The sequence below is a fragment of the Streptomyces sp. NPDC001530 genome, from assembly GCF_042894545.1.
Taxonomy (GTDB): domain Bacteria; phylum Actinomycetota; class Actinomycetes; order Streptomycetales; family Streptomycetaceae; genus Streptomyces.
On sequence record NZ_JBIAVS010000020.1, the window covers coordinates 191487 to 217546 of the forward strand.

General features: G+C 70.1%; 24 protein-coding genes and 2 pseudogenes. 16 read left to right on the forward strand and 10 right to left on the reverse strand.

Annotation, left to right across the window (positions count from 1 at the left end; translation table 11 throughout):
- The first annotated feature begins 44 nt into the window (after positions 1-44).
- Genes ACFY0T_RS36230 through ACFY0T_RS36245 form a run of 4 tightly spaced genes read left to right on the forward strand, consistent with a single transcriptional unit; the run spans position 45 to position 4676 of the window.
- Complete coding sequence (locus ACFY0T_RS36230; protein WP_388880579.1) at positions 45-1454, forward strand: extracellular solute-binding protein; 1410 nt, start codon at positions 45-47, stop codon at positions 1452-1454.
- Complete coding sequence (locus ACFY0T_RS36235; protein WP_388880582.1) at positions 1451-2401, forward strand: carbohydrate ABC transporter permease; 951 nt, start codon at positions 1451-1453, stop codon at positions 2399-2401. Before ACFY0T_RS36230 ends, ACFY0T_RS36235 begins: the two co-directional genes overlap by 4 nt.
- Positions 2402-2415: 14 nt before the next feature.
- Positions 2416-3270 (forward strand): carbohydrate ABC transporter permease, encoded by an 855-nt coding sequence (locus tag ACFY0T_RS36240; RefSeq protein ID WP_388880584.1) that lies wholly within the window; start codon positions 2416-2418, stop codon positions 3268-3270.
- Complete coding sequence (locus ACFY0T_RS36245) at positions 3267-4676, forward strand: glycoside hydrolase family 32 protein (protein WP_388880586.1); 1410 nt, start codon at positions 3267-3269, stop codon at positions 4674-4676. Before ACFY0T_RS36240 ends, ACFY0T_RS36245 begins: the two co-directional genes overlap by 4 nt.
- Here ACFY0T_RS36245 and ACFY0T_RS36250 read toward each other — a convergent pair.
- Entirely contained in the window at positions 4639-5703 is a 1065-nt protein-coding gene (locus ACFY0T_RS36250) for a LacI family DNA-binding transcriptional regulator (RefSeq protein WP_388880589.1), read from the reverse strand. The genes ACFY0T_RS36245 and ACFY0T_RS36250 overlap by 38 nt on opposite strands.
- 353 nt (positions 5704-6056) lie before the next feature.
- Here ACFY0T_RS36250 and ACFY0T_RS36255 point away from each other — a divergent pair, with 353 nt between their 5' ends.
- Entirely contained in the window at positions 6057-7166 is a 1110-nt protein-coding gene (locus tag ACFY0T_RS36255) for a catalase family protein (RefSeq protein ID WP_388880592.1), read from the forward strand.
- 212 nt (positions 7167-7378) lie between these two features.
- Here ACFY0T_RS36255 and ACFY0T_RS36260 read toward each other — a convergent pair whose 3' ends face one another.
- Together ACFY0T_RS36260 and ACFY0T_RS36265 are read right to left on the reverse strand one after the other, a co-directional pair.
- Positions 7379-8026 (reverse strand): TetR/AcrR family transcriptional regulator, encoded by a 648-nt coding sequence (locus tag ACFY0T_RS36260; RefSeq protein ID WP_388880594.1) that lies wholly within the window; start codon positions 8024-8026, stop codon positions 7379-7381.
- Positions 8023-9318, reverse strand: coding sequence for a PucR family transcriptional regulator (locus tag ACFY0T_RS36265; RefSeq protein ID WP_388880597.1), 1296 nt, complete (start codon positions 9316-9318; stop codon positions 8023-8025). Before ACFY0T_RS36265 ends, ACFY0T_RS36260 begins: the two co-directional genes overlap by 4 nt.
- A 190-nt stretch (positions 9319-9508) precedes the next feature.
- Between ACFY0T_RS36265 and ACFY0T_RS36270 the strand changes: the two genes are divergently transcribed.
- From ACFY0T_RS36270 to ACFY0T_RS36290, 5 genes are all read left to right on the forward strand, one after another.
- Positions 9509-10267 (forward strand): ABC transporter ATP-binding protein, encoded by a 759-nt coding sequence (locus tag ACFY0T_RS36270; protein ID WP_388880599.1) that lies wholly within the window; start codon positions 9509-9511, stop codon positions 10265-10267.
- A complete protein-coding gene (locus tag ACFY0T_RS36275; RefSeq protein ID WP_388880602.1) occupies positions 10264-11178 on the forward strand; it encodes an ABC transporter ATP-binding protein in 915 nt (304 codons plus the stop codon). Before ACFY0T_RS36270 ends, ACFY0T_RS36275 begins: the two co-directional genes overlap by 4 nt.
- On the forward strand, positions 11175-12065 hold the full coding sequence (locus ACFY0T_RS36280) for a branched-chain amino acid ABC transporter permease (protein WP_388880605.1): 891 nt from the start codon (positions 11175-11177) through the stop codon (positions 12063-12065). Before ACFY0T_RS36275 ends, ACFY0T_RS36280 begins: the two co-directional genes overlap by 4 nt.
- On the forward strand, positions 12062-13171 hold the full coding sequence (locus ACFY0T_RS36285) for a branched-chain amino acid ABC transporter permease (protein WP_388880608.1): 1110 nt from the start codon (positions 12062-12064) through the stop codon (positions 13169-13171). Before ACFY0T_RS36280 ends, ACFY0T_RS36285 begins: the two co-directional genes overlap by 4 nt.
- Before the next feature lie 371 nt (positions 13172-13542).
- Entirely contained in the window at positions 13543-14829 is a 1287-nt protein-coding gene (locus ACFY0T_RS36290; RefSeq protein ID WP_388880611.1) for an ABC transporter substrate-binding protein, read from the forward strand.
- 432 nt (positions 14830-15261) lie between these two features.
- On the opposite strand, the gene ACFY0T_RS36295 is transcribed toward ACFY0T_RS36290, so the two are convergent.
- From ACFY0T_RS36295 to ACFY0T_RS36315, 5 genes are all read right to left on the reverse strand, one after another.
- The gene (locus tag ACFY0T_RS36295; protein WP_388880614.1) at positions 15262-15720 is read right to left on the reverse strand and encodes a Fur family transcriptional regulator; all 459 of its coding nucleotides are present in this window, start codon (positions 15718-15720) and stop codon (positions 15262-15264) included.
- Positions 15717-16361: an ATP-binding protein gene (locus tag ACFY0T_RS36300; protein WP_388880617.1), complete on the reverse strand. Its 645-nt coding sequence runs from the start codon at positions 16359-16361 to the stop codon at positions 15717-15719. Before ACFY0T_RS36300 ends, ACFY0T_RS36295 begins: the two co-directional genes overlap by 4 nt.
- 503 nt (positions 16362-16864) lie before the next feature.
- Positions 16865-17671 (reverse strand): SDR family oxidoreductase, encoded by an 807-nt coding sequence (locus tag ACFY0T_RS36305; protein WP_388880619.1) that lies wholly within the window; start codon positions 17669-17671, stop codon positions 16865-16867.
- The gene (locus tag ACFY0T_RS36310; protein ID WP_388880621.1) at positions 17668-18675 is read right to left on the reverse strand and encodes an NADP-dependent oxidoreductase; all 1008 of its coding nucleotides are present in this window, start codon (positions 18673-18675) and stop codon (positions 17668-17670) included. The genes ACFY0T_RS36305 and ACFY0T_RS36310 overlap by 4 nt, the downstream gene beginning before the upstream one ends.
- 265 nt (positions 18676-18940) lie before the next feature.
- Positions 18941-19645, reverse strand: a complete 705-nt coding sequence (locus ACFY0T_RS36315) for a TetR/AcrR family transcriptional regulator (protein WP_388880623.1) — start codon at positions 19643-19645, stop codon at positions 18941-18943.
- Positions 19646-19825: 180 nt separating this feature from the next.
- Between ACFY0T_RS36315 and ACFY0T_RS36320 the strand changes: the two genes are divergently transcribed.
- The 3 genes from ACFY0T_RS36320 to ACFY0T_RS36330 all read left to right on the forward strand — a co-directional run bounded on the left by ACFY0T_RS36320 (position 19826) and on the right by ACFY0T_RS36330 (position 23242).
- On the forward strand, positions 19826-20878 hold the full coding sequence (locus tag ACFY0T_RS36320) for an alcohol dehydrogenase catalytic domain-containing protein (protein WP_388880626.1): 1053 nt from the start codon (positions 19826-19828) through the stop codon (positions 20876-20878).
- Positions 20879-21092: 214 nt separating this feature from the next.
- Complete coding sequence (locus ACFY0T_RS36325) at positions 21093-21629, forward strand: DUF485 domain-containing protein (RefSeq protein ID WP_388880629.1); 537 nt, start codon at positions 21093-21095, stop codon at positions 21627-21629.
- Positions 21626-23242 carry a cation acetate symporter gene (locus ACFY0T_RS36330; RefSeq protein ID WP_388880632.1) on the forward strand — a complete coding sequence of 539 codons (1617 nt, stop codon included), beginning with the start codon at positions 21626-21628 and terminating at the stop codon, positions 23240-23242. The genes ACFY0T_RS36325 and ACFY0T_RS36330 overlap by 4 nt, the downstream gene beginning before the upstream one ends.
- A gap of 305 nt (positions 23243-23547) precedes the next feature.
- On the opposite strand, the gene ACFY0T_RS36335 is transcribed toward ACFY0T_RS36330, so the two are convergent.
- A complete protein-coding gene (locus ACFY0T_RS36335) occupies positions 23548-23742 on the reverse strand; it encodes a hypothetical protein (RefSeq protein WP_388880671.1) in 195 nt (64 codons plus the stop codon).
- Here ACFY0T_RS36335 and ACFY0T_RS36340 point away from each other — a divergent pair.
- The 3 genes and pseudogenes from ACFY0T_RS36340 to ACFY0T_RS36350 all read left to right on the forward strand — a co-directional run.
- Positions 23672-23958, forward strand: a pseudogene (locus ACFY0T_RS36340) (transposase family protein); the annotation flags it as partial. The gene ACFY0T_RS36335 and the pseudogene ACFY0T_RS36340 overlap by 71 nt on opposite strands.
- A gap of 131 nt (positions 23959-24089) precedes the next feature.
- Entirely contained in the window at positions 24090-24563 is a 474-nt protein-coding gene (locus tag ACFY0T_RS36345) for a carboxymuconolactone decarboxylase family protein (protein ID WP_388880635.1), read from the forward strand.
- A 157-nt stretch (positions 24564-24720) separates the two neighbouring features.
- On the forward strand, positions 24721-25644 hold the full coding sequence (locus tag ACFY0T_RS36350) for an RNA polymerase sigma-70 factor (protein WP_388880638.1): 924 nt from the start codon (positions 24721-24723) through the stop codon (positions 25642-25644).
- 28 nt (positions 25645-25672) lie between these two features.
- Here ACFY0T_RS36350 and ACFY0T_RS36355 read toward each other — a convergent pair.
- Positions 25673-25918: pseudogene (locus tag ACFY0T_RS36355) on the reverse strand (transposase); the annotation flags it as partial.
- Positions 25919-26060 lie beyond the last annotated feature (142 nt).

The following is a 26060-nucleotide window of genomic DNA, read 5'->3' on the forward strand; positions in this document are numbered from 1 at the left end:
ATCTGGGGCATCGCCCCTGAACTAACACGAGTTAGGCCTGTCCGATGACCGACTCGCACCTCTCCCGCCGCACACTGCTGCGGTACGGCGCCTACGGAGCGGGAGCCGCCGCCCTGGCCGGCACCGCCGCGAGCTGGGACCGGCTCACCGGAGCCGACATCCCCGGCCGTGATGACGGCTCCCTCGTCGTCGCCACCCTCGGCTCCGCCTTCGACCAAACCGCCGTCCGCACCCTCAGCGAGGGCTTCCGGAAGCTGCACCCCGACATCAGGCTCCGGATCAACGCCGTGCAGGCCGTCGACTGGTCGGACTTCTTCGCGAAGATCCTCACTCAGATCGCCGCGGGCACCGCCCCCGACCTCGTCTACGTCGCCACCGAGGGCGTCCAGCTGTTCGCCCAGCGCCTCGGCGTCCCGCTGGACCGCTGGGTGAAGCGGGACGCGGCCGAGCTGCGCGAGTACTTCGCCGACGTCCACCCCTCGCTGGTGGAGTCCATGATGTACGAGGGGAGCCTCTACCAGCTGCCGGTCGAGTTCAACGCGGCCGACATGTATCTCAACAAGCAGGTGCTCAAGCGGGCGGGCGCGGAGTTCCCGCCCGCCGACTGGACCCGCGACGACTTCACCGCGCTGCTGCGCGACATGAAGCGCTCCAGCGGCTCCCACTTCACGCCGTACTTCTGGACCAACCGGCTGTGGGGCGGCGTGGTGCCCTGGCTGTTCGCGAACGGCACCAATCTGCTCGCCGAGTCCAAGGCACCCGGCGGCTCCTGGCTGTGGGACACCTTCTACCCGGCCGCCGAGCGGCGCGGGCGCGGAGGCGGCTTCCGGTGGACCACCCCGCAGGCCACCGATATCCGCGTGGAGGAGGCGTACGACTACCTCGCCTCCCTCATCCAGGAGGACCTGTGCACCCGCCCCGAGGGCGGCAACGGCAGCAACCTCGTCGGCGTGTTCTCCACCGGCCGGGTCGGCGTCACGCCCGCGGGCGGATTCTGGGCCGGCGGACTGCACCTGGCGGGCATGCAGCCCAGCGGCTACGACGTGCAGTACTTCCCGCGTTGGCGCACCCAGCGCCACCAGTTCGGCGCGGCCGGCTACGCGCTGCTGCGCACGTCCAAGAAGCAGGACGAGGCCTGGGAGTTCATCAAGTACGCCGCCCGCAAGGACACCCTGACCCAGCTCTTCAAGGGCAACCAGACCACCCCGGCGCGCCGTTCGATGCTGACCGGTGCCCGCTACCAGAAGACCGGCCCGGCGCACTGGCAGGTCTTCTACGACACCCTCGACCAGTTCCCCGACACCGGGCCGATCCCCGCGCCGCCGCAGGTCGCTGAGGTCGAGCAGGTGCTGCTCAAGCACACCGGTACCGCCCTGGCCTCCCCGCGGGCGGTGCGCCCCGCGCTGCGCCGGATGCAGGGCGACCTGGAGAAGGCCATGGAGCGTGACGTATGACGAACACCCAGATCCCGGCCGTACGACCACGCCCGGCGGCACCGCCCGCCGTCGCACCGCGGCCCTCCGTCCGCGACCGCGGCACCCGGCTGCTGGCCGCGCTGTTCCTGGCGCCGACGATCGTCGGCATCGTCGTCTTCACGGTCGTCCCGATCGTCGGTTCGGTCGTCCTCAGCCTCTTCCACTGGAACGTGATCGACTCGCCGAGCTTCGCCGGAGGGGCCAACTACCGTGAGGTGTTGGGCGATTCGACCGTGCTGGTCTCCTTCCGTAACACCCTCGTGTTCATGGTGTTCGCGGTGGCGCTGCAGTTGCTGATCGCCCTGGTGCTGGCGCTGGCCGTCAACGGGCGGATGCCGGTGTGGCTGCGGTCGGTGTTCCGCTCGGCGTTCTTCTTCCCGCTGGTGCTGTCCGCCGCGTCCATCTCGGTGGTGATGAAGTACCTGTTCAATCAGGACTTCGGGGTCGTGAACTGGCTCCTCGGTCTCATCGGGATCGCCCCGGTACCGTGGTTGACGTCGGAGAACGCGGCGATGGCCGCCGTCATCCTCGTCTACGTCTGGCAGCAGTTCGGCTTCTCCTTCCTGCTGTTCGTCGGAGGCCTGAACAACATCCCCAAGGAGATCCACGAGGCAGCCGCCCTGGACGGCGCCACGGGCCTGCGCAAACACCTCACCGTCACGCTCCCCCTGCTGTCGCCCACGCTGCTGGTCGCGTCGGTCGTCGGCATCATCAACGCGCTCCAGGTCTTCGAGCAGCCGTACGTCCTCACGAACGGCGGGCCCGGCGACTCCACCAGGACCGTTGTGATGGTCATCTACGAGAACGCCTTCGAGCAGCTCCGGTTCGGCGAGGCGTCTGCCGTGGGCGTGCTGCTGTTCGTGCTGATCATGGCGGTCACCGCCCTCCAGTTCCGGCTCAGCCGGCGTTTCGTCCACTACCAGTGAGCCGGGTGAGTCCCATGAGCCAAGCAACGCTGTCCCTGAGCCGTACGCGGCACGCAGTCGCGCCCTGGGCACGGATCGCCGGGCTGACCGTGTGCGCCCTGCTGACGCTCGGGCCGGTCATCTGGACGGTCTCCACGTCACTGCGCACCCCGGCCGAGTCCTTCGACCTGCCACCGAGGATCATCCCGACGCATCCCACCGCCGAGGCATACCGCGGGGTCTTCGACCAGATCGACGTATGGCTGCTCGCCCTCAACTCCACCCTCGTGACCGCGCTGATCGCCGTGGGCCAGATGATCACGGCGGGTCTGGCCGGATACGCCTTCGCACGCCTCGAATTCCGTTTCAAGAAGCCGCTGTTCGGGCTCGTGCTGGCGACCATGATGGTGCCGTTGCAGGTCACCATCGTGCCGGTGTTCCTGGTGCTGAAGTCGATGAGCCTGACCGACACCCTGCTCGGTCTGATCGTCCCGGCCTTCCCGACCGCGTTCGGCACCTTCCTGATGCGCCAGTACTTCCTGGGCATGCCGAAGGACCTGGGCGAAGCGGCCATGCTCGACGGCGCCGGGCCCTGGCGGATCTTCCGGTCCGTGTACGCGCCGCTGGCCGCGCCCGGCCTCGCCATCGTCGGCGTGCTGGCCTTCAACTACCACTGGAACGAGTTCTTCCGGCCACTGATCCTCGAGACGTCCAGCCAGAACTACACACTGCCGCTGGGTCTGGTCTCCCTCCAGGGCAACCTCGGTACCGGCTCCATCTCGGTGGTCCTCGCCGGTGTCGTCCTCTCCATGATCCCCGCCGTCGCCGTGTTCGTCGTAGGCCAGCGCCCTCTCCGCGAGGGCATCACCTCCGCAGGAGTCAACCGTTGAGCCTCACCGCTCCGCCCCAGGACCCCAACGCGCCACGTTTCAGGGTCCGTCCGCCCGCCAACTGGATCAACGACCCCAACGGGCCCTTCCGTTGGCGCGACCGCTATCACCTCTTCTACCAGCACAACCCGGACGCTCCGGTGCACGCGAACATCCACTGGGGTCACGTCTCCAGCCGCGACCTCGCCCACTGGGACCACCATCCGGTCGCGCTCACCCCGACGCCCGGCGGCCCGGACGAGGCGGGCTGCTGGTCCGGGTGCGTGGTCGACGACGGGGGTGTGCCGACCGCCGTGTACACGGGCGTCGACCGCCACCACACCGGTCTCGGCACGATCTGCCTGGCGCGGGCGGCGGACCCCGACGACGACACGCTCACCAAGTGGAAGCCGCTGCCCACGCCGGTGGTGACCGGCCCGCCGCCCGGTCTGGACGTGGTGATGTTCCGCGACCCGTTCGTCTTCCTGAGTGGCGGCCGACGCTGGGCCCTCGTGGGGGCAGGACACGCCGACGGTACGCCGTCGGTCCTGCTGTACGGCTGCGATGACCTGGCCGACTGGAAGTTCTCGGGAGTCCTGGTCGACGGCAACGACCCTGTCGCGGCCGATGCGTTCGGTGACAAGGCGGCCGGCTGGGAGTGCCCCCAGATGTACGCGACGGCGAGCGGCGCATGGGTGCTGGTGGTGTCGCTGTGGGACGGAGATCCGCGCGCCACCGGCTACCTGACGGGGCGTCTGCAGCCCTGCGGCGACCGCGAGTTGCGTTTCGAGGCGCGGGCCGGCGGCCGGCTCGACCACGGGCGGGACTTCTACGCGCCCGCCGTGCTCCAGGAGGCGGACCGGGCCCTGATGTGGGGCTGGTCCTGGGAGGCGCGTGAGCAGAGCGAGGCCGTGCGCGCCGGATGGGCCGGCGTCCTCACGGCGCCCCGGGTGGTGGACGTACACCCGGACGGGTCGCTGCGGGTCGCCCCGACCCAGGAGCTCGAACTGCTGCGCGCGGCCGAGCCGTTTGTCACCGCACCGGGCCGGACCGTGCTCCCGGAGGCGTACGACCTGAGCGTCAGCGCCCGCGCCCGGACGACCGTCAGTCTGCTGCGGTCCGCCTCGGGCCGGGAGCTGGCCATCCGCCTGGATCCGGAGGCGGGCACCGTGACGCTGGACCGCGGCGGCTGGCCCCGGACGGGAGCCGAGGGGGCGGCCCCGCCGATCGAGGTACGGGTGCCACCCCGGGGGGAGCTCCGGATCCGGGTCCTCGTCGACGGCTCGTTGTACGAGTTGTTCGTCGACGACCGGGCCACGGTCACCGAGCGGGTCTACTCGCGCCCCGACGACGTACAGGAGCTCGTCGTGACGGGATCGGCGGCGGCCGTCACGGGGTGGGAGCAGGTCCCACCGACGCGCGGCTGATCACGGGGCAGGCGATGCGCCGCGTGGTGGCGGGGGGCGTCCGGCCGGTTTCGATGGCGTCGAGGAGAAGCCGTGCTGCGGCCTCGCCCATCACGCGGTGCGGCAGCGCGACCGTGGTGAGGGGCGGAGCGAGGAAGGCGGCCATGTGCTCCTGGTCGTCGTAGCCCACCACCGAGAGGTCGCCGGGAACGGCCATCCCGAACCGGGTCGCGGCGTGCAGGACACCCGCCGCGACCCGGTCGTTGTAGCAGAAGATCCCGGTGGGACGACGGTCGACAGCGGCCTCGCCGAGCAGCCGCTTCGCACCCTCGTAGCCGCTGGAGATCTCGCCTCCGGTGCGTACGACCCATTCCCTCGGGATGGTGATCCCTTCCGCCCGCAGCGCGTCCCGGAAGCCGCGCAGGCGCTCGGCCGACGCGATGTCGTCCAGGCCGCCGACCACAGCGATCCGTTGGTGACCCTGGTCGAGGAGCAGGCGGGCCGCCGTACGACCTCCGGCGCGTTCGGCGGGGATGACGGCGGGCAGGGAGTTGTCCTCGGGCAGGCAATTGGCGAGCACGGAGTGGGTACGGTGCAGTCCCTCGGGGACGCGGACGCGGCGCAGGGACATGGCCGCGTAGATGATGCCGTCCACGCGGCGATCGAGGAGTTCGGCGACCGCCGCGTCCTCCTTGGCCGGGTCGCCGCCGGAGTCGACGGTCAGGACGAGGTGCTCGCTGTCCCAGGCGGTCTCCATGGCGCCGCGCAGCAGCCGGCCCGCGAAGGGCGAGGACGCGATCTCGTCGGTGACCAGGCCGATCACGCCGGTACGGCGGCTGCGCAGGCCGCGGGCGACGGGGTCCGGGCGGTAGCCGAGATGGGCGGCGGCCTGGCGGATGCGTTCCTGGGTGGCAAGCGAGAGGTTGCCCTCGGCACGGCCGTTGAACACGAAGGAGACCGCGGTGTGCGACACACCGGCGAGCCGGGCGACGTCCCGGGACGTGGGACGCCCGGTGCCCGTCGTGTGCCTGTCCTCGGTGCTGCCCATGCCGTCCGCTGCCCTCATCCCCCACCCGCCCGGTTGATCACTGCCCACCCTATCGGCGTACCGGGGCGGCGGCGCTGTCCGCGTGGCCGTCCGGGCGCAGACGGAGCGGGATCGCATCACTTATCAGTTTGACGACTTGGTCGAGGCGGCTCTGGCTGCGACTGGGGACGACTGCGGTGGCGCCCGCCGTGAGTGTGCCCCCTCCTGAAGCCTCCCTGCCGCGGGGGTTGAGTGGGAAGAGTCACGTGCAATTGAGTTGTGCACAACTTAATTGCTTCATAAGTTCGCAGTGAACACACCGCCCCCGCCTGTACCCCGGGGGCGAGTGCCGCCAGCAGGAGGGGAGCCAGGTCATGGATTTCGTGAAGTTCGAGGCCTACCAGCCGATCGAGCGCCCGGGATACGAGGAGGAACTCGCCGAAGTCGTCCGCAACGTGGGCCAACGCACCCGCGACTCGGTCCGAACCGAAGGGGTCGGGCGTGCCGTGCGTACCGCTCACGGCAAGAGCTACGGGCTGGTGAAGGCCACGGTCCGGATCCTGGAAGCACCGCGGGCCTACGCGCAGGGCATCTTCGCCCAGCCAGGCAGCTTCGACGCCGTCGTGCGCTACTCGAACGGACTCGGCCATCTGCGGGCCGACTCCCTGCTGGGAGCCGCCTGCGGAATGGGGATCAAGATGTTCGGCGTGCCCGGCCGCTCACTGCTGCACGACGAAGCCGAGGCGACGACGTTCGACCTCAACCTGATCAACAACCGCGTGTTCTTCGCCAACACGGTGCACGACTATCTGATGATCGAGCCGCTCTTCGCCCAACTCCCTGACGCCCTGCTGAACCCGGCAACCCGACGGCAGTGGCTTGCGGACTTCCTCACCCGCCAGGGGACACTGGAACGGGACCAGTGGCTGTGGGACGAACTGTTCGCGATGATGTCGTTCACCCAGGTTCCGCGGAAGAACCTGCTGTCGTACACCTACAACAGCATGGGCGCCTTCCGCCATGGCGACTACATCGCCAAGATTCGCACCGCTCCGACACAGCAGTCCCTGGCGGGCCTGGCGCACGGCGATGTGGACGTGCTGGCCGACGGCGAAGCCTTCCGCAACACTCTGGTGACCGAAGCGGGAGAGCGCGACCACGCCTTCGACCTGCAGGTTCAGCTCAACGTCGATCTGGAGCGCATGCCGGTGGACAACACATCGGTGGAATGGCCGGAGCAGCTCTCCCCCTGGGTGACCGTGGCTCGCGTCGACATCCCCCGACAGGACATCTCCCGTGCGGACAACCTGTCCGCCGCCGACAGCACGTCGATCACCCCCTGGCGCTCCCGTGAGGAGCACCGGCCCATCGGGGAGATCATGCGAGTGCGCGAGGAGGTCTACCGGCGCTCCTCGATCGAGAGGCACGGCATCAACGGGCAGCGGCGGCAGGAGCCGGCCACCAGCGCCGAACTCCTCGGCTGACCCGCCCGTCGCCGCCGGTCCGATGCTGCGTCCGGCAGGCCGGGCGGCATCGCGGCCTCGGCGCTGACCGGTTGGCGGGCCCTGCCTGGGCCAAGGCCCGCACCCGGTGCCGTAGTCCGGAACGGGTTCTGCCGGCCGGAGAACCGCCCGGCCGGGCCCGGTGGAGAAGGCGGCGGCACGGTATGTGCGGTGCCGCCGCCGGGGCCGGGCGCTCAACCGGGCGATGCCGACAAGTGGGAGAGGATGCCGCACACCTCGTCCACGATCTCCCGCGCCTCCGCCTCGTCCGCGCAGTCGCCGAGTTCCCGCGCCGCCCCTCCGATGACGGTGGTCAGCACGATCACCCGTACCCGGCCCGCGCGACGCCGCTCGTCCACCTCCAGGAGCCGGGCGTTGCGCCGCACCCACGCACGGTCCCACTGCCGCCGCAGTGCATCGAAGCCCGCCGGGCCGTCGTCCTCCACGAGCAGCCTGCTGATGCGGCGGTTCTCCCAGGCACCCTCCAGGTAGGCCCTCGCTCCCTCCACGAAGAGGGCGATGGGGTCTTCCACCCCGCGGCTGCGCGCCTCGGCCAGTACCCCTGCGGTCCGGCGCTCCTGTTCCTCCCGGAACTCCTCCCACAGCGCCAGGTACAGCCCCTTCTTGCCGCCGTAGTGCTGGAAGAGGCTGCCCACGGGGATGCCGGAGCGCGCCGCGATTTCGATGAGGCTGGCGTCGGTGTAGCCGCGCTCGGTGAACACCTCCAGCGCCGCGTCCAGCAGCGCGCACCGGGCCGAGCGGTCCGGCGCGGCAGGGATTCCCTGCACGGCCGGCCGCTGATGTTCGGCGTTGTTCCATGCCGGCTCAACGGTCTCACTCACCGCCTGTCCTCGCCTTCTTGGGCCCCGTCGCGGATGGCGAGGGCGACCAGTAGTTCCAGGAGGTCCGCGATCCGGCGCGGATTACGGCCGGTACGTTCCTCGATCCGGCGCAACCGGTAGTGCGCCGTGTTGTGATGCACGCGCAACCGGTCGGCGGCCAGGCGCAGGTTCAGGTCCGCGTCGGCGAACGCCCGCACCGTGGCCGCCAGCGTGTCCCCGCGCCTGCGGTCCTCCTCCAGCAGCGCGCTCACCCGGGGGTCGACCAGCTGACGGGCGATGTCGTCGGCGCGCAACGCCAGATAGTCGAACGGGGACAGCCGGGGCAGCGCCGCCACCCCGCCCCCGAGGGGAACCAGTTCGAGCGCTTCCCGGGCCTCCTGGTAGGCACGCGGCAGTTCGGACGCGCCGCGGGCGACCGTGCTGATGCCCATGGAGAGCACGTTGCCCTCCCGGGCGAGCCGCCGTTGTACGGCGTCGAAGTGCGCGCACACGTCCTCTTCGTCCATGCCGGCACGCACCATGGGCACGGCCACCACCTCACCGTGGCGCACGACCACCAGGGTTCTGCTGGCCCAGAAACCCGCGACGGTGATCGCCGCGCTGGTGGCGTAGCCGTTCTCGGCCAAGTCCGTGTCCCCGGTGCGGGTGTCGCGGACGCAGGCGGCCACGACCACCATCATCGGAGAGTGGGGCCCGATGCCGTAGGCCTGCGCCGCGGCGAGCAGCGGACCGCGGGTCGGCGCCACACCCGCCAGGAGCTGCTCCAGCAGGTCCCTGCGCTCCCGGTCCGCGTCCGCCACCACGTGCTGCTGGTACTCCACATAGGCCTGCGCCGCATGCGTGCTGGCGAAGTCCACGTACCGCATCAAGGGTGTGACGAGGGACAACGCCGCCTCCTGCGCCGCGGGTGACGTGCCCGCGCATTCCAGCACCGCGTCCCAGAAGACCTGCCGGCCGACCCGGAAGGCACTGATCCAGTCCTCCAGGGCGAAGCCCGCGCGGGCTCTGCGCATGGCCGCGGCGCGGCTGAAGACAAGGTCCTCCGCGGCGATGTCCCGCTCGCCCGCCAGCACCGTCAGTTTGATCCTGTAGTGCGAGAGCACCTGGTCGCGTACGTCGTCGAAGAACCGCTCGTCCTGCACGGCGTACGACGGGATCTCCTCGCGCATGACCGCCACAGCGGTGTCCGCCACCTCCTCGACCCGGTCCTGCACGGCGCGCAGGATCCGCCGCCGCTCCTGGCGAAGCGGTTCGGGGAGAGCAGGGGTGCCGACGACGAGCGCACGGGGCATGGCGCAGATCGTGGATCGCAGGGTCGTGTCCCGTCAACAGTTCCCGTGGCGGAGATTTCCGCGGGACTGTGCGCGGCGAACAAGTCACCGGTCGTGAAGTTGGGTGCTCGCACCCAATGTGCGCCCGGAAGGCGCCCCCTACTGTGACGGCTCTCCCACCCCCCAGGGGACCTCGGAAAGGGCGTCACACATGCTCGCGGTCGACGGTATCACCGTGCGCTTCGGCGGGATCACGGCTCTGGACGGCGTCGCGTTCGCCGTCGAGGCGGGCACCGCCGTGGGGCTCATCGGGCCCAATGGAGCCGGAAAAACGACGTTGTTCAACTGCCTCACCCGGCGCTGCGCACCCGATGCCGGAACGGTGCGGTACGAGGGCGAGGACCTGCTCGGTCTCGCCCCGCACGCCGTGGCCGGCCGCGGCATCGCCCGCACTTTCCAGAACCTGGGCCTGTTCCCACGGCTCACGGTCCGGGAGAACGTCATGGTCGGCGCGCACAGCCAGGGCCGCGCGGGACACCTCGCCGCGGCACTGCGGCTGCCCCGCGTCCGGCGGGAGGAGGCGCGACTGCGCGGCCAGGCGGACGAGTTGCTGCAGCGGCTGGGGCTGTCGGACGTCGCCGACCAGCCCGCCTCCGGACTGCCGTTCGGCACGCTCAAGCGCGTGGAGCTGGCCAGAGCGCTGGCGGTACGGCCCCGGCTGCTGCTGCTGGACGAACCCGTCAACGGTCTCAGCCACGGCGAGGTCGACGCGTTCGCGGACCTGGTGCGCGCCGTGCGACAGGACTTCGACCTCACGCTCGTGGTGGTCGAGCACCACATGGGTTTCGTGATGGGCCTGTGCGACCAGGTGGTGTGCCTCGACTTCGGCCGCAAGATCGCCGAGGGCCCGCCGGAACAGATCCAGCGCGACCCGGCGGTCATCGAGGCGTACTTGGGGGTCGCTGCATGAGCGACCACACCTCCGACCGGTCCGAGGACAGCATGCCGGGGACGGATCCGACGGGCCAGGATCATCCGGCCGAAGAGCACGTCGCCGCCGCGGCAAAGGGCGCCCCCGAGAGTCACGGGGGCGGGCACACCGCGGCCGGGGCCTCGGCCGAGCCGGACTTCCTGCGGGTGTCGGACCTGCACGCCGGATACGGCCAGGCCCGCGTGCTGCAGGGCCTCGACTTCTCCGTCGCTCGGGGAGAGGTGTGCGCCGTCCTGGGGCCGAACGGCGCGGGCAAGACCACGACCCTGCGGGCCTTGTGCGGCATGGTCCGCGGCCGCGGCTCGGTGACGCTGAACGGCAGGCAGCTGCTGGGCCGCTCCCCCGAGCAGGCCGCCAGGCTCGGTGTGGCGCACGTACCCGAGGGCCGGGGCACCTTCAACGAGCTGACCGTCGAGGAGAACCTGCGCATCGGCGCGCACCTGCGCACCAAGGGCATGCGCCGCAGCAGAAGTGAACGCGCAGGCGTGGCCGCCGACTTGGAGTCGATCTACGCCTACTTCCCCAAGCTCCGCCAGCGCGCCCGCCAAGCCGCGGGCACTCTCAGCGGCGGCGAACAGCAGATGCTCGCCATCGGCAGGGCGCTCATGCTGCGCCCCGCCCTGCTGCTCCTCGACGAGCCGTCCCTGGGACTCGCCCCCCTGGTCACCCGCGAGCTGTTCGAGATCGTCCGTGCCGTGAACGAGGAGGAACGCACCACCGTGATCGTCGTCGAGCAGAACGCCCACCTCGCGCTGGACATCGCGCACCGGGCCCACGTCCTGGAGGCCGGCCGCCTGGTGCTGTCCGGACCGGCCGGGCAGATCCGCGAGGACGGGCAGGTCGCCGAGGTGTACCTCGGGGTCTCCGTCCGTTCCCGGCAGGGTCGGTGAGCACCGTGACCGAACTGCTCCAACAAGTGGTCGAGGGCGTCGGTGCCGGAGCGGTGTACGCCAGCCTGGCACTCGCCCTGGTGCTGATCCACCGGTTCACCGGCATCGTCAACTTCGCCCAGGGCGAGCTCGCCATGCTCTCCACGTACGTGGCATGGCAGTTGACGGCGTCGGGCCTGCCGTTCTGGCTGGCGCTGCCGGTCACCCTGGCGGTGTCCTTCCTCGGCGGCATGCTGGTGGAACGGGTGATCATCCGGCCCGTGGAGGGCGCCCCCGAACTGACCATGGTCATCGTCACGGTGGGCTTGTTCATCTTCGTCAACGCGGCGGCCGGACTGATCTGGTCGTTCACCGTCAAGGACTTCCCGCAGCCGTTCCCCGACGGCGGCATCGACCTGGCCGGGGTGAGCGTCGACTGGTCCACCCTCGGGATCATCGGCGTGGTGGCCGCCGTGATGGGACTGCTCTACCTGCTGTTCCAGCACACCTCGGTGGGCCTGGTCATGCGGGCGGTCGCCGCCAATCCCGCCTCCGCCCGGCTCTCGGGCATCCGCGTGGGCCGGGTGCTGATGCTCGGCTGGGGCCTGGCCGCGACGGTCGGCGCGGTGTCGGGCGTACTCGTCGCCCCGCTGCTGTTCTTGGAACCCAACATGATGGGCGGGGTCCTCATCTACGCGTTCGCCGCGGCCACCCTCGGCGGCTTCGACAGCCCGGTCGGCGCGGTCGTCGGCGGACTGCTGGTGGGCGTCGCCGAGACGCTGGCCGGGGCGTACGTGGACGTCGTCGGCGCCGACCTCAAGATCGGCGTACCGCTGGTGATCATCCTGGCGGTGCTGCTGGTGCGGCCCCAGGGCCTGTTCGGACGGGCGGCGGTGGAGCGGGCATGAGCACCAACACCGGGATCCTCCGCACCGACGACGCCCGCGCCCGGCGCCTGCGGGCCGCCCTCACCGCACTGGCCGCGGCGGCCGTCGCTGTCGCCGTGCCGTTCTACTTCGCTCCCTTCCAGGTCTTCCAGCTGACCATGGTGCTGCTGTACGCGGTGGCGCTCGCCGGACTGAACCTGCTGGTCGGATACGGCGGGCAGATCTCCCTGGGGCACGGCGCGTTCTTCGCGGCCGGCGCCTACACGGCGGCGGTCATGCTCGACCGGTTCGACACCGGCCATCTGGCCACGCTTCCGGTCACCGCCGTCGGATGCTTCCTGCTCGGCCTGGGCTTCGGAGTGCCCGCACTGCGGCTGCGCGGGCTGTATCTCGCCCTGGTCACCCTCTCCTTCGCAGTGTTCCTGCCGCCGTTGCTCAAGCGGCTCGAACCGGTGACGGGCGGCTCCATGGGCCTGACCGTGGACAAACCGGAGCCGCCCGCCTGGAGCGGACTGGCCGAGGACCAGTGGATCTACTTCCTCGTCCTCGCCGTCGCCGCGGTGGCGCTGCTGGTCGCCCGCAATCTGCTGCGGTCCCGGGTCGGCCGTGCGCTGCTCGCCCTCCGGGACAACGAAAGTGCTGCGGAGGTGATGGGGGTGCGGCTGTCGCTGCACAAGACCCTTGCCTTCGCGTGGAGCGGGATGTTCGCGGGTGTCGCCGGCTGTCTGTACACGTGGGTGATCGGCTTCGTCTCGCCCGACTCCTTCAGTTTCGTCCTGTCCATCACGCTTCTGGCGGGTCTGGTGGTGGGAGGGCTGGCATCGCTGTACGGACCGCTGCTGGGAGCGGCGTTCGTGATGTACGTGCCAAGCGTGGCGCAGGACCTCAGCGAGGCCGCACCCGGTGTGGTCTTCGGGCTCCTGATCATCGCGGTGATGTACGTGGCCCCGACAGGACTCGCCGGTCTGGTGGGCCGCGTCCGGGGCGCAGCCGCCCGTCACCTCGCCCGCAGCCGCGCCACCGACCTGACGCGGACGCCCGAGCCCCCGCCTTCCGCGACTCTTGCGGATCCCACACCACCCGAAGCCGAACCCGTAGGCACACCGCCCCGCACGGAAAGGGATTGACGTCTCTCCCTCGTCAACGAGGGGAATTCTCACCGCTCGCGCCGTAAGGGATTCCGCTTCATCGCCGACTACCCACCCGGAGTTCTCCGTTGAGGTCTTCCACCGGCTCCACAGACAGACACCGGCGGCCCGACGGCCAAGAGGTTCGGGACCACACGATCGCCAGAGGCTCCGCCGTCTTCGCCACAAACGCCGTATGCAAGTGCCGCAGGGCCTGCCGGAGCGACCGACGAGACCTCAACTTGTGACCGCAGGTACTTGGTAATGGACGCCGATCCGCCCTGACGGGGAATCGCTTTTCTCTTCCCTGCTCCTCAGGAGCCCGTTTCCCCTCCGCCCTGAAGGGCCGGAGTACCCATGGAGGAATCCCGATGAATCGCATGCGCAAGAAGACCGTTCTGCGGGCGGCCGCCGCCACGACCGCAGCCCTGCTCACCGCCACCGCCTGTGCCACCCAGCGAGGGCAGGAGGACAAGGGCACCACCGCCGGCGGCGCGTGCAAGGGGCAGCAGACCACCGGCATCACCGACAAGACCATCAAGCTGGGCGGGATCTACCCCCTGTCGGGGCCCGCCTCCGCGTACGGCACGATCAGCGAGGGCGTGGAGGCCTACTTCAAGTACGTCAACGACAAGGGCGGTATCGACGGCCGCAAGGTCGAGTTCGTCGTCCGCGACGACGGCTACCAGCCGCCCAAGGCTGTGGAGGAGGCCCGAAGACTGGTCGAGCGGGAGAAGGTCTTCGCCGTCTTCCAGACCCTGGGCACCCCGTCCACGGCGGCCGTGTGGGACTACCTCAACCAGCAGAAGGTGCCGCAGCCCTTCGTCGCCACAGGCGCCTCTATCTGGGGTACGGACGACAAGCACCCCTGGACCATTGGCTGGCAGCCCAACTACGTGGCTGAGGCACGGGTGTACGCCAAGTACCTCAAGGACACGAAGCCGAAGGCGAAGGTCGCGGCCCTCTACCAGAACGACGACTTCGGCAAGGACCTGCTCGGCGGGTTCGAGAAGGCCGTCGCCGGCAGCGGCATCAAGGTGGTCGCCAAGGAGAGCTACGAGGTCACCGACCCGTCCGTCTCCGCGCAGATGGCCAACCTCGCCCGCTCCAAGGCGGATGTGCTGCTGAACATCACCACACCCAAGTTCGGCAGCCAGGCCCTCGCCGCCGACGCGAAGAACACCAAGTGGGACCCGCTGCACATCGTGAACAACGTGTCCTCCTCCGCCGCCGTCCTCAAGCCGGTCGGGTTCAAGAACGTCCAAGGCGTGGTCTCGGCCACCTACTTCAAGGACCCCGCCGATCCGCAATGGGCCGACGACCCGGAGATAAAGGCATACCGGAAGGCGATGCGGAAGTACGCACCGGACGCCGACCCCGCCAACCAGTTCAACGCCTACGGCTGGGCCGTCGCCTCCAGCCTCCACCAGGCCCTCGCCGCGATGAAGTGCCCGACCAGGGAGGGGTTGCGGGACGCGGTGCGCAACCTCAAGGAAGTCAAGGCGGGCATGCTACTGCCCGGCGTCACCTTGGCCACCGGGCCCGATGACGCCTTCCCGATCGAGACGATGCAACTGATGCGGTTCAAGGGCGAGCGCTGGTCGCTCTTCGGTCAACCAGTGGACACACGCAAGGAGTTCGGCCCGATCACCCACTGAGGCGCTCGATCCGATCACTCACTGAGGGATTCAGGCCGGTTCCTCACGGCGGTGGAGACGGGCCGGGTCGTTCTGAGGCCCACCCCCCTCCGGCCGGTTCCCGCGGGCTGCCGAGAGCAGACGCGGGGACCGGGCGACCGGTCGCCAGCGGCCCATCGCCCGCCTTCCACGAGCTCGTTTCTCCGACTACCACCAAGGGCTGATCGACCCCGGCCGCCGCACCCGCGACCTGGTCCGGCGGCTCAAGGCCCTCTGCCACAACGTCACCCTCACACCCAGCGCCCCCTGACCAGCCCACCCCGCCAGCGAGAAATCCCTGAGCATGGGGGCGGCGTACGACGGCTCCCCGAGCAGACCGGTCAGGCTCCCGGCCGGCCGCAGGAGCCGTTGTCGCCTCGAAGAGGGTGGTGTGGGCGGCAGCATGCGGCTCCGTCAGGACGGCTGCGCGGCGGCCCGGCAGTCAGGGCACACACCCCAGAAGGTCACGGCGGCTTCCTGGATGTCGTACTCCTCCGGCAACTGTGCCTCCATACAGGGAGCCGCACCCACCGTGCACTCGACGTCACGGATGGTGCCACAGTCGCGGCACACGAAGTGGTGGTGGTTGTCATGGCGCTCGACCTCGTAGCGGGCCGGGTGACCGGCAATCTGGGTGCACCGGACCAGGCCGGCGTCCGTGAGGGCCCGCAGCACGTTGTAGGTGGCCTGCAGAGACAGGCGGCCCGTGACCCGCTGAGCGCGCTCGCGCAGGGTGTCGGCGTCGAGGTGACCGGCCGACTCGTAGACAGCCATCAGCATGGCCATGCGTTGGGCGGTCACCCGCATACCTGCCGTGCGCAGCCGTGCCGCGGCCAGCGCCATCGGTTCCTCGACGGTCGGTGAGGTTGTCATGCGGCCTCGCCCTTCCAGTCGCCCTTCAGTGGCACCAGGCGGTCCAGGCCGCTCTCGCCTCTCCACGGTGCGTTCTGGTCGTCCAGAGCATCCATCCACTCCACGTCGAGTGTGTCCGCGTGGACGGGGAGCTCGAACCATACGGTCTTCCCTCTGGGCCCGCTCTCACAGCCCCACCGTGCGGCCAGCATGTCCACGAGGGCCAGCCCGCGGCCGCCCTCGTCCTCGGGGCCGGCCTCGGTCGGGCGGGGAGGTTCCAAAGAACCATCACTGACCGAACAGCGCACATCGGGCCCCGGCTCGAGCGTGAGGTGCAGCGGTCCGGCGGCGTGCCGCAGCGCGTTGCACACCAGCTCGCTCACCAGTAGTTCGGCGGCCGGGACGAGCTCGCCGAGACCCCATCGGGGCAGTACGTCGCGCACGGCGGTCCTCGCCAGACCGCACGCGGTCGGCGACCACGGCAGAGCCCAGGCCCCGACCTCGAATGATTTCTCGCAGGTCAAAGCCACAGGCTCGTGGGGCGCGGGCGGAGCGAAGCGCTGAGGGCAAGGGGCAGCCGCGTCAGCGATCGTTCCGCCCAAGCGGGGGTCTCGGGGGACTGTGCGGTCCATGAGGACACCCCTTCGGGGGACGGTTGCCATCTCCCTTTCGAGGGTAGGCCTTCTCTGGAGTCAGTCAAGTCTATGGAGAGAATCGCCTTTCCTGATTGCTCCAAGTTACTGGAGACGCTTCAGCCCGATGAACGCGCTCAAGGCCGTCGAGCGCCCGTGCTGCACCGCACGTACGATCCCGCTCGACCGCCGGTCTCCACACTGCTGTGCCACGGCAGCACGGCCTCCTTCTCCTCGCCCTCCGTCAGAGCTCCCCACGTCGCCACGGCTGCTCGCGTCGGGGCGTGCTGCAAGGTGGTGAGGAAGTTCGCACCGGGCGCCGACCCACCAACCTGTTCAGCGGCAGGAGTTCGACCCGATCACGCGCTGAGGCGTTCGGGCCAGGTCCTCACGGCGGTGGGGCGGGCCTGGCCGTTCGCAAGGCCCGCCCCCGAAGCGCGCGGCGCGTCCGGGCGCACAGTTCTCTCTGACCTGCGTCCCGGCCCGCAGCGGCATAGACACCCCGCTACCTACACGAACGGCCGCGAGCGTTCTCAGGCGCCCACGGGTTTGCCCGGGCCGGGGACATTGCGGAAGCGGAACGGCTCCGGTTCGCGGCCGGCCTGAATGAACCAGCACTCCCCCGTGCCGTTGCCGGTGATGATCCGCAGCACCGTGTCCGCCACGACTTCAGCCGGGATGACTGGCATTTGCTGCTCGGAGAGCATGTCGCGCAGGTGGTCGATGATCCGCGACTCGGCGAACCCCGGGCAGACCGCGTTGAAGCGCACGTTCTCCGGCGCGAGCGCCGGCCCCAGGGAGCGTGCGAGCCCTACGACCGCATGCTTGTTGGCCGCGTACAGGGGATCGAGCGGTACCGCCGCCAGGCCCGCCAGGGACGCGGTCGCCACGATCGACCCTCCGCCGCGGGCCCGCAGCGCCGGCAGCACCGCGTGGGTGCCGAAGACCACACCGTCGAGGTTGGCGCCCATCGCCCGGCGGTAGCGCGCCAGGTCGAAGTCCTCGCCGACGCCGCATCCGGTCGCCACTCCCGCGTTGAGGAACGCGATGTCGACACCGCCGTACTGCTCCTGGGCGAAGTCCACCAGCGCGCGGTTGGCGTCGAGGTCGGAGACGTCACACGCGCGGAAGCGACCGCCGACCATGTCGGCCACCTCCCTGCCGCCCTGCGCGTCGAGGTCCGCAACGACCACCTGCGCCCCCGCCTTCCCCAGCGCCAGCGCCGTGGCCCGGCCCAGTCCGCTGGCACCGCCGGTGACGATCGCCACCTTGCCCTGGAGCCCGGCGCCGTCCGACTGGTCTCCCCGCGGGGCGGCGGCCCCGCCCTCGGCCGCGGTCACGCCAGCTCCAGCACGAGCTTGCCGACGTTCTCGCCGCGGAACAGCATCTGCAACGTCTCGGGGAAGTCGTCCACGGTCCCCCTCACCACATGTTCCTTGACCTGGATGCGGCCGGCGCCGATCCAGGCGGAGATCTCCTGCGCGGCCTGCGCGTAGCGCTTGGCGTAGTCGAAGACGACGAAGCCCTCCATACGGGCGCGGCGCACCAGCAGCGTGAGGTAGTTCGAGGGGCCCTTGACCGGGGTGTCGTTGTTGTACTGACTGATCGCACCGCAGACCACGACGCGCGCGTGCATCGCCAGCCGGGTCAGGGCGGCGTCGAGGATGTCTCCTCCGACGTTGTCGAAGTAGACGTCGATGCCGTCGGGGGCGTGCTCGCGCAGCGCCTTTTTCACGTCGTCGGCGCGGTAGTCGATCGCCGCGTCGAATCCCAGCTCGTCGGTGAGCAAGGCGCACTTCTCCGGTCCTCCGGCGATGCCCACGACCCGGCAGCCCTTGGCCTTCGCGATCTGGCCCGCGATGGTCCCGACCGCGCCGGCCGCCCCCGACACCACGACGGTCTCGCCGTCCTTCAGCGCCCCGACGTCCAGCAGGCCGAAGTAGGCGGTCATGCCCGGCATACCCAGCGCCCCCAGATACGTCGAGGGCGGGGCGAGGGAGGTGTCGATCTTCAGGGCACCCCGGCCGTCGGAGACCACGTACTCCTGGACGCCGAACGTGCCGACCACGTGGTCACCGGGCTGGAAGTCGGGGTGGTTGGATGCGGTGACCTCGATGACCGATCCGGCGCGCATCACCTCACCGATGCCCACCGGCGGCAGGTAGGAGGGGCGGTCGTCCAGCCAGCCCCGCATGGCCGGATCCAGGGAGATGACGCGCGTCCGGCCCGCAAACCGGCCCGGGCCCGGGTCCTCCACTGGCCCCGAAAAGTGCTCCCAGTCATCGGGTTTCACCTGGCCCACGGGTCGGGCTGCCAGACGGATCTGGCGGTTGGTCGCAGACATCACGCCTCCTGTTGTTCGCGGCTCCAGGCGAGAGTACCGACCAGTTGGTATGCGAAGGATCGTGACGTTCACCACACGCCACCAGTGACCCTGCCCGCGACTACCGCCGGCGCCCCGTGTCGTGTGGCGCCCCTGCTGGACCAGTACAACAGTGGCGCGCCCAGGAGCTCGCAGAGGGCTGCGCGTTCGGCGGGGCGGCGGGGGCGACGGGGGCGGCGGTCTATGCTGCCCGGCGCTGTGCCGATCGGCCGGGTGGCCGGACCGGTCAGCGAGTCGGGGCCGGGTGCTCGCTCCTGTCCTTCCGGTCGCGCTCGCGCAGCAGTCGTGCGGTCTGCTCGGACACCGGAGCGGCCAGCAGTGCGGTGACCAGGTCGACCAGCCGACTGGTGAACAACCGGTCGTCCCTGCGCGGGCGGGCGGCGGCCCGGGCGGCGAGTTCGGCGTGGCAGAAGCGCATCGCGGTGAAGCGGGTGTGGAGCACTGCCGTCGACTCGGGAACCAGCAGAGGCTCCACCAGGCGCCGCCAGGGATAGATGCTCGACCCCTCCGTCACCACGACCTCGACCAAGGGTTCCGGGCGGTTGAGCAGTTCGGCCACGATCTGCAGGAACTCGCGGCCTCCGTCGGGATCGGCGAGCTTCGCGGCGGCCGGCAGCACCAGCGCGGTGGCGAGGGAGCGAAGATCGGCGATCCCGCTGTCTTCGTACTGCCGCAGCAGCACCTCCCGGCCGGCGTCCACCGCGGGGAGGTGCTTGTCGAGGACGGCCCGCAGCAGCCCCGCCCGGTCGCCGAAGTGGTACTGCAGGGCCATCGCGTTGCGCTGGCCGGCGGCCCGCTTGATCTCGTTCAGTGAGACACCGTCGACGCCCTTCGCCGCGAACAACTGCTCGGCGGCCCGGATGAGTGTGCCGCGGGTGTCGCCGGCCTTCCGCCCCCGAGGCGACGTGGCCTGCGTCTCATGTGCTGTCACGGCTGCCCATGGTAGCTTCACCCCGCCAAAGTAATACGCGTGCATTAATAATTGATCCGGGCCTCTTGACGTGCTGTGCCTGCCCTGGGACTTCGCGACCGAGCCCGAGGCCATGCACATCACCACTCGGGCGTCCTCGTTCTGCGCGGACGCCGCCCTGGGCCTGTATGGAGGAATCCAGTGAAGGCACTGACCTACCGCGGCCGCCACGACATCCACTACGGGGACGTCCCCGACCCGGCTGTCACCAGCCCCACCGACGCGGTCGTCCAGGTCACCACGGCCGGTATCTGCGGCAGCGACCTGCACATCTACGACGGCAACGGGTTCAGCCCGGAGATCGGCTACACCCCGGGACACGAATGCGTCGGCGTGGTCGTCGAGACCGGCGACCAGGTCACCCGCTTCAAGCCCGGCGACCGGGTCCTGGTTCCCGCCTCGGTCGGCTGCACCCTGTGCAGGACGTGTGCGAGGGGGCTTACCGCCAGGTGCGAGCGTGCCCATGCCCCGACGGATCTGTGCTACGGAGTGAGCCCGCAACTTCCGGGCAGTCAGGCCCAGGCCCTGGCGGTGCCCCATGCCGAGGTCAACCTCGTGCACCTGCCCGAAGGCATCTCCGACGCGGCCGCCATCGTCCTGACGGACAACGCCCCCACGGCCTGGTACGGCTGCCGCCGCGCCCGCATCCAGCCCGGCGAAACGGTCCTGGTCATCGGCCTGGGCCCGGTCGGCCTCATGTCCGCGCAGTCCGCGTTCGCGATGGGTGCCGCCCGTGTGCTGGGCGTGGACCTGGTCGCGGAGCGCCGTGCCTTCGCCACCACCCTCGGCGTCGAGCCGGTGGAGGGCGAGGACGCACGGACGGCCATACGGGAGATGACCGCGGGACGCGGACCGGACGCCGTGGTCGAGGCCGTGGGCTCGGACGCCACCATCGAACTCGCCCTCAAAGCCGTCCGGCAGGCAGGACGGGTCAGCGTCATCGGGGTCAGCCACAACAAGGCCTTCCCCTTCCACATGGGTCTGGCCCAGATCAAGGAGCTGGAGTTCGCCATCGGCCTGTGCTCGACCCATTACGAACTCCCTGCCCTGATCCCCCTCGCCCAGGCCGGCCGCATCACGCCGGAGGTCGTGGTCTCCCACCGCTTCGCCCTCTCCCAGGGCCCCGCAGCGTACGAACTGTTCAACAGCCGCGCCGACGGTGTCCGCAAGATCCTTCTCGACCCTGCCCGTTGATCCGCCTCGCCCGGAGGCGCCCGTTCGGCGCCCCTGCGAGCGCCACCACAAGACGAGAACCGCGTGCCGCACCACGGAGCGTGTGTGGCATCGAGCCCGAAACGTAACGTACAGCTGGCTTACCTGGCATTCCGACCAGTCGGTATCGTGCGCCGCCGCACGCATTCTTCCCAGCTCACCTCCATGGCTCCGAGCCGCACTGGAAGGCCACGCGATGACATACGCCGACGACAACCGGTATCCGCCATCAGCACCGACGGGATGGCCACAGCCGCAGACCGAGCCCTTTGCGCACGCCCCTCGGCACGAGTCGTACGGGCGGGATCCGTGGCAGGAGTCGCACGGACACGACGCCCCTCGCCACGACTCGTACGGATACGACGCCTCTCCATACGACTCGTACGGGCAAGCCCCTCGGCACGAGCCGTACGCGCACCAGACCCATCGGCACAGTGCCGACCTCGCCGCCCTCCGCTCGGCCTACCGCCTGCTCCGCCGGGTCTCCACGCTCACCGCGCTCGGCTCCTTCGTGGTGTACGTGGTGCTGTCCTGCTATGCGCCGGACCTGATGGGGTCCAAGATCGTCGGAGAACTGAGCCTGGGCATGGCCCTGGGGGTCCTCCAGCTCGTCGTCACCTTCGCTGCGGTCCTCTGGTACGGACGCAGCGCACAACGCTCCGTGGACCCGTTGGCGCGGGTTGTCAGGGAGCGGGCGGTTCGGCCGGGCCGGGACGCCGGGGTGGCGAGATGAACGACTTCAGCTCCGGTACGCAGGCCACCGTCCTGATTCTGTTCTCCGCCTTGGTCACTTTCACGCTGCTGATGTGCGTGATGGCGGGACCGGATCGCGACGACCTGACGAACTTCTACACCGGCTACCTCTCGCTCACGCCGCTCAAGAACGGCCTGGCGATCGCGGGCGACTACATCTCCGCGGCCACGGTGCTGAGCACCACGGGCATCATCGCGCTCGCGGGATACGACGGCTACGTGCTGGCGGTCAGCACCGCCATGTCGCTGGTGCTGCTGATGTTCCTGCTGGCCGAACCCCTGCGCAACGCCGGCAGGTTCACCATGGGCGACGTCCTGGCCCGCAACATGCCCGGGCGGGCCGTCCGTATCGCCTCCTGCGTGGTGACGCTTTCGGCGACCCTCCCCTTCCTGGTCGTCCAGCTCTCCGGGGCCGGGTCGCTGCTCACCTTCATCCTGGGCCTCCCGCATGTGGCGGGCGCCAGGACGGTGTGCATCGTCCTCGTCGGCAGCCTGATGATCATCTACGCGGCGATCGGCGGCATGAGGGGCACCGCGCTCATCCAGATGATCAAGATCGTGTTCCTGCTGGGCACCAGCGTCGCCGTCGCCGCCCTGGTCCTGAACCGCTTCGACTGGAGCCCCGGCGACCTGCTCCGGGCCGCCCAGCACGGCAGCGGCGCGGGCCCCGCTTTCCTCCAGCAGGGGCTGCAACTGGGCACCTCGGCCGGTAACCGGCTGGACTTCGTCAGTCTCCAGATCACCGTGGTCCTCGGCGTGGCCTGCCTGCCGCACATCACGATGCGCCTGTACTCCGCCCGGGACGTGCCCGCCGTGCGCCGCTCCATGTCGTGGGCGGTCGGCACGGTCACCACGTTCTGCCTGCTCGTGATCATCATGGGCACGGGCGCGGCGGCCCTGGTGGGATCCCGTTACATCACCGCGGCCGACCCGCACGGCAGGACGTCGGTGCTCATGCTGTCCCGGGCGCTCGGCGGCGACGCCGCCTCCGCGGGCGCGACGATTCTCTACGCGGCCGTGGCGGGCACGGTGTTCATCACCCTGCTGTCCTCGGTCTCGGGAATGACCCTGGCCGCGGCCTCGTCGCTCGCCCACGACCTGTTCGCCCATGCGGCGCGGCGGGGACAGGCGGCACCGCGTACGGAGATGACAGTGGCGGCGTGGACGAGCGTGGCCGTGGGAACCGTTGCCATCATGCTCGCCACCCTGGTCCAGAACTGGGACGTCGGTGTGCTGACCACGCTGGCGATCTGCATCGGGGCGTCGGCGGTGGCCCCCGCGTTGACCTACTCCCTGTTCTGGCGAGGATTCACGCGCACCGGCCTGCTCGCGAGCCTCTACGGCGGCGCGACCTGCGCTCTGGTGCTGATGGTCTTCTCCAAAGCCGTTTCGGGCACGCCGGCCGCCGTGTTCCCGAACGCCGACTTCGCCCTGTTCCCCATGCAGTCCACCGGCCTGGTCTCCATACCGTTCGGCTACCTGGCGGGCTGGCTGGGCAGCCGTCTGGACCACCGACGCCGCGCCGCCGAGAGCCACGAGAACCGACGGCTGTACGAGGAGAGCGAGGCACGGCTGCTCGCCGCAGCCGAATGACCACGGCGCCGGGGAGGCCCCGCGCCCGGGGGCTTCGGCCCCCACGGCGGCCGCCCTCGACCGCGGCGGGCTACGGCAGCGGCCTGGGCGCCGCCGCTGTAGTCCGCCCAGCGGCTCCGAGCGCGCCGCGCGGACCCTCATGGCCGCCGCAGGTCGACGCCTTTTGCGCTCCTGCCGTCAACGACGCTGTAAGAGGGCGGACAGAAGCAGTGCTCAGGAGAGCGGGTGCCTGGTCCGACTGCCATGACCGCTCCGGGCGGGATGGCAGGGATCAACGGGCGGCGAGCTCAGGCGGGCGGGCGCCGTCACGGCCGCTCGTTCGGAATCCTGATCTCCGCCCAGATCGGCTTCCCTCCGGCCCGGTGGCGCCTGCCCCAACGCTCGGCGAACCGGGCGAGGAGCAGCAGGCCGCGCCCGCCTTCGTCGCATATGCGGCCTCGCCGCATGAGCGGGGCGGTGCCGCTGCCGTTCACCGGGCTGAGCCCGCACACCTTCGGCACGTTGGTGACTCAGCTGCGCCGTGAGGGTGCCGGCGCGCCGGGCCGTGGCCGGCCCCGGAAGCTCCCGCTTCACGACCGGGTACTGCTGGTGGCCGCGTACTGGCGGACCAACCCCGTTGTTCGGGGTGTCGAAGCCGACGGCGGACCAGGTCATCGACCACCTCGGACCGAAGCTCGCTCCAGCCGCGGCGCCGCTTCCGCAAGAACACCGTGCTGGACGGCGAGTACTTCGTCGGCTGACGCGCGCCTGGCGGCGGAGAGACGCAGGTCACATTCGTCCATGTCACAGGGGGTCGGGCTACCCCGTCCCAGGGGCGTAGGCACTGACGACCACGGAGGAGCACACCATGGACGCGCGACTGAACTTCTTCACCGGCCCGACCGCTCCCAAGGCCTTCAGGTACTTGATGTCGGCGGGCAAGGCGCTCAAGGACATGCCGCTGCCGGCCGCGACGCAGGAGCTGGTGGCACTTCGCGTGAGCCAGATCAACGGCTGCGCCGTCTGCATCGACATGCACACCAAGGAGGCCGCCGCTGCCGGCGAGACCTCGGTGCGGCTGAACCTGGTCGCGGCGTGGCGGGAGGCCACGGTCTTCACCGAGGCCGAGCGTGCCGCGCTGGAGCTGGCGGAGCAGGGGACTCGGGTCGCGGATGCGGCCGGTGGGGTCAGCGACGAGGTGTGGGCGTATGCCGCCAAGCACTACGACGAGGAGCAGCTCACCGGCCTGGTGGTCCTGGTCTCGTTCATGAACATGGTGAACCGGCTGAACATCATCACCCGGCAGCCGGCCGGCAACTACGAGCCCGGGCAGTTCCACTGAACGGGATCAGCAACTGGCTCGGGGTCCGGCTGCGGGCCCCGGGCCCCCGGGCTCGGGGCCGTTACTCTGGCCGGCCGGTGGTCCGGATGATCACCGGAAGATGCCTGCGCCGGCGAGTACGGCCGGGTGGGAGGGCTTCAAGGGGAGGGGATTCGGCGTGAGCAAGGTCGAGGAGTTCGAGGAGCTGCGGCCGCTGCTGTTTTCGATTGCCTATCGGATTCTGGGCAGCGTGAGTGAGGCCGAGGACGCGGTGCAGGAGACGTGGCTGCGCTTTGACGGCTCGACGACCCGGCCCACGTCGACCAAGGCATTTCTGTCGGCCGTGGTGACACGGATCTCGATCGATGTGCTGCGCTCCGCGCGGGTGCGGCGGGAGGAGTATGTGGGCCCGTGGTTTCCCGAGCCACTGCTCTCCGACCCTTATCAGGATCCGGCGCGGTCGGTGGAGCTGGCCGACTCGGTGTCGATGGCGGCGCTGCTGCTGCTGGAGCGGCTCAGCCCGCTGGAGCGGGCGGTTTTCTTGCTGAGGGAGGTGTTCGGCTTCGGGTTCGACGAGGTCGCCGCGGCGGTGGGGCGGTCGGAGGCAGCGTGCCGGCAGCTGCTGGTGCGGGCGCGGCGGCATATGGAGGCCGGGCGGCCGCGCTTCGAAGCGGACGGGCAGGAGCGGCAGGAGCTGGCGACGCGGTTCTTCGACGCGCTGAAGGACGGCGATGTGGGCGGGCTGCAGGATCTGCTGGCCGCCGATGTGCAGCTGGTCGGAGACGGCGGCGGCAAGGCCCCGCAGCTGGCCAAGGCCATCATGGGCGCGGAGAACGTGGCCCGGGTACTGGGCACGGTCTACCCCTGGCTGATCCGGATCGACGTGTCGTTCGCGCCGCACGAGGTCAACGGCCAGCCGGGCGCGATCTTCCGCGACCGGGACGGCAAGGTGCTCCACACCATGGTCCTCGAGGTACTCGACGGGCAGATCCAGACGATCCGCTCGGTGATCAACCCCGACAAGCTCGGGCACCTGGGCCCAGTAGCGGACGCCTGGGCCATCGCCCGCGAGGTGAAGCAGGCCCGTCGGCAGCCGAACTGACCTCGAGAAGTGGTCCGGGCCGGCTCATTCACCGGCAGCTCATGTCAGCAGCCGCAGGTGGCCAGTTCGCCTTTCCGGCGAGGCTGAGGTTGTGCAGGCGGACGATGCCGGGCATCGCGTGGTGCACGCCGTCGCCGCGGAGGCGGCAGTCGCGCAAGATCTTCCAGGTCTTCATGCGGGCGAAGACGTGCTCGACGCGGGCCCGGACCTGCTTGTGGCTCCTGGTGTGCGCCTGCTTCCAGTCGGGGAGTTCTTCGCGTTTTCCGCGCGGCATACGGAATGACGCCTCGCGACTGGCAGGTTCACGGCCTGTCCGGTGAACGACCCTGGCTCACATTCGGTGGTAGCGGAGGGTGACGTTACCCGAGGAGGATTCGGTGGCGGAGCAGGGTGAAGCCTGCTCTGCCGTACATCTG